General features: G+C 57.6%; 2 protein-coding genes. Both read right to left on the bottom strand.

Annotated elements, in window-relative coordinates; translation table 11 throughout:
- Positions 1 to 1,695 (bottom strand): ATP-binding cassette domain-containing protein (locus AC1D0Z_RS18855; protein WP_477659720.1); only part of this gene is annotated, 1,695 nt, incomplete at its 3' end.
- On the bottom strand, positions 1,692 to 2,843 hold a 1,152-nt coding region (locus AC1D0Z_RS18850; protein WP_477659719.1), incomplete at its 5' end, for an O-antigen ligase family protein. The genes AC1D0Z_RS18850 and AC1D0Z_RS18855, both read right to left, overlap by 4 nt.

The raw sequence follows: 2,843 nt of genomic DNA, 5'->3' as shown, positions 1-2,843 counted from the left end.
GGACTCGATGATCTGCCCCGCATCCATCATGATGATGCGGTCCGCGTGTTGAATGGTGGAAAGGCGGTGCGCAATAACCAGCGAGGTCCGGGTGGATGTAAGACGGCGGATAGCTTCCTGCACCGCAAGTTCCGACTCGGTATCGAGTGCCGAAGTGGCCTCGTCCAGTATCAGAATCGGTGCGTCCTTATAAAGCGCACGCGCAATAGCAAGCCTCTGGCGCTGGCCGCCAGACAATTGCATGGCATTGTGGCCCAGTACGGTGTCCAACCCCGAAGGCAGCTCCGCCAGCAAGGCTGACAAATTTGCAGCGGCGAGGCATGCCAGAACCCTGTCGCGATCAACGGATTGGCCCAATGCCACATTCTCTGCGATGCTGCTGTTAAGCATGACTACGTGCTGGCTTACGAATGAGAACTGGGCCCTGAGGGACTGCAGACTCCAGTTCCGCAGTTCCTGCCCGTCGAGGTAAATGTTTCCCGCCGTTGCATCGACAAATCTCGGCAATAGATTTACGAGCGTGGTCTTGCCGGAGCCCGAGGCCCCGACGACCGCAACTGTTTCTCCCGATTTCACCGACAAGGTCAGAGCGTTGATTGCCGGTGGTGCATCTGCCTTGTAGACCACACTGACTCYGACGAATTCAATATCCCCCCGTGCGCGGGCCAATACAAAATCACCACCGCTTTCGTCTTCGGTCAGGTTCATCAAATCAAGCCCGCGTTCAAGTGCGGCGAGGCCTCGTGTCACGGGTGTCGCTGCGTCTGAAAGGCTTTTTACAGGAGCGATCAGCAAAAGCATGGCCGTCACGAACGCCACAAAGCCGCCGACGCTTGTGGTGTTTTCTGCGCTTTGAAGCAGGGCGACGGAAATCACGGCTGAAAGAGCCATGGCAGCCAACACCTGGGTGATGGCGCTCATCCCAGCGTATGCGGCCGTCGACTTCATTGAAAGCCTGCGAAGGGAGTGGCTAAGGATTTCAAAACGGCCAGCCTGGCTTCTTTCGGCGCCATGCAGACGGACATCGCGATGCGCCAGGACGTTTTCCTCGACTACATAGGCCAAATTGTCTGTCGCGGTCTGGCTTTCTTTTGTCAACCGGTAGAGCCGTTTGGAGAGAATCTGGATGACGAAAGCCACTGCGGGGAAAAGCAGAGCGACGATCAACATCAGTTTCCAGTTCAGGAAGACCAGGTAGCCGATCAACGCAACCAGGGTCAGTACGTCCCGCGCGAGCTTCATCACGGCATTGATGAGCATCGAAGATCCGTTAAAAACCTCGTAAACCACAGTGTTCGCAATGGCACTGGAACTCTGATCGGCAAACAGGCTGAGCCGTGCGCTCAGCAGTTTTCCGAACATGGCCCCGCGCAATCGCGTTAACCCGTCGTTGGTGACTTTTGCGAGTGCGAACTGGGCAAGAAAGCCCGAAAGGCCACGCAATGTAAACAGGATAATCAGCGCCAGGGGTACCAGCCAGAGATTAAAACCGTCTCGCTGGAACCCGTGGTCCAGCAGTGGTTTAAGTAGCGCGGGAACCAGCGGTTCGGTTGCGGATGCGACGATGGTCGCACCCACCGCAAGTGCCCAGCCTGACCTTGAATCCTTGAAATACGGCCAAACCCGGGCAACTCGCCGGGTGAGCGAAAGCCTGGGAACCGTTGGGGTTTCGACAGAAGGGGAGGGGATGCTCAAGCGCGTCCTCCCTGAACCGCATGCAGCGCGGTGACTTCAGGAGCCTTGCTCAGGCCGGCAGACAGCAGTAACCCCAGGCAGACACACAGGAAATCGCCAATAAGCGCGTCATACAGCGACGAGTTGAAAAGACATGCCACAGCCATGCCCGCCAGTGCGGAATATGTGGCGCGTGCATAGATCGTCTCCATCCGGCGGGCATCGCCCAGCACCGCCGCCATCAGCACCAGGAGAAGTGCAATGCCGGGAATGCCGAGCTGAACTCCCCATAGCAGGTATTCCTGATGTGGATTGCCGTTCCCGTCGATGTTGATATGGGCGGGGTTCCGCAGCTTTTCCAGGCGGTTGTACTCCGTGCTCCAGCTACCGATGCCCGCACCTGACAGAGGTCTTTCCTCAATAATCTCAAGTGCACGCCGCCAAAAGACAATCCGAATGCCGGACGAAGTCCTTGACTCTCCCTTTGCCGAATAGGATTGAACTTCGTGAGCGGCCTGCGTCAGCCGGTCACGGACTTTTGAAGAGCTCACAAACAGGCCCAGTGCAATGAGAAAAGGCAAAACCACAACGGCCGCCCGATATTTGCGGGGCAGCTCCCACATAATGGCCAGTGAGAGCAGCGCGATGGCCACCGCGTGACCGCTACGGCCATTAAGAACGAAGAAAACGTTGGCCAACGCGACCAACGCGGCAGCTACCGCAAGCTGGCGACCGAACCTGACCGGCACAGCTTCCCGCAAATGCCAGCAGAGCGCTGCAAATATGGCACTCATGATCCCTTGGTCGAGATAGCTGGAGAAAACAGCATACTGCGTCAGGGCCATGTCGGAGGTTGCCCAAGGCACAGGGACCCCTAGAAAAAGCGCCCATGAACTGAGAACGAGGAAAAGCTGGGCAGCTCCGAATGCGCCCAGTGCATAGAGTGCTTCGCGGCGATCGCGAATGAGCGTCATGACAAGAAGGGGTAGAAGCAGTTTTCCGTATTTCGCAAGCGAGCCCACCGCGTCGGCAAGCGGCGCTATCGTCCAGGCAAGGCTTAAGGCAAATGCCGCGAGCACACCCAGTACCGCGATGGTTGTGTAGCTGCTCCGGGATTCCCCTGTTCTGCTGGAAGTCGTCAAGGCAGCAATGCCGAAAGCCAGCGCGAA

This window comes from Polaromonas sp. P1_E3 (assembly GCF_056405935.1).
This window is presented reverse-complemented; position numbering and strand designations above follow the sequence as displayed.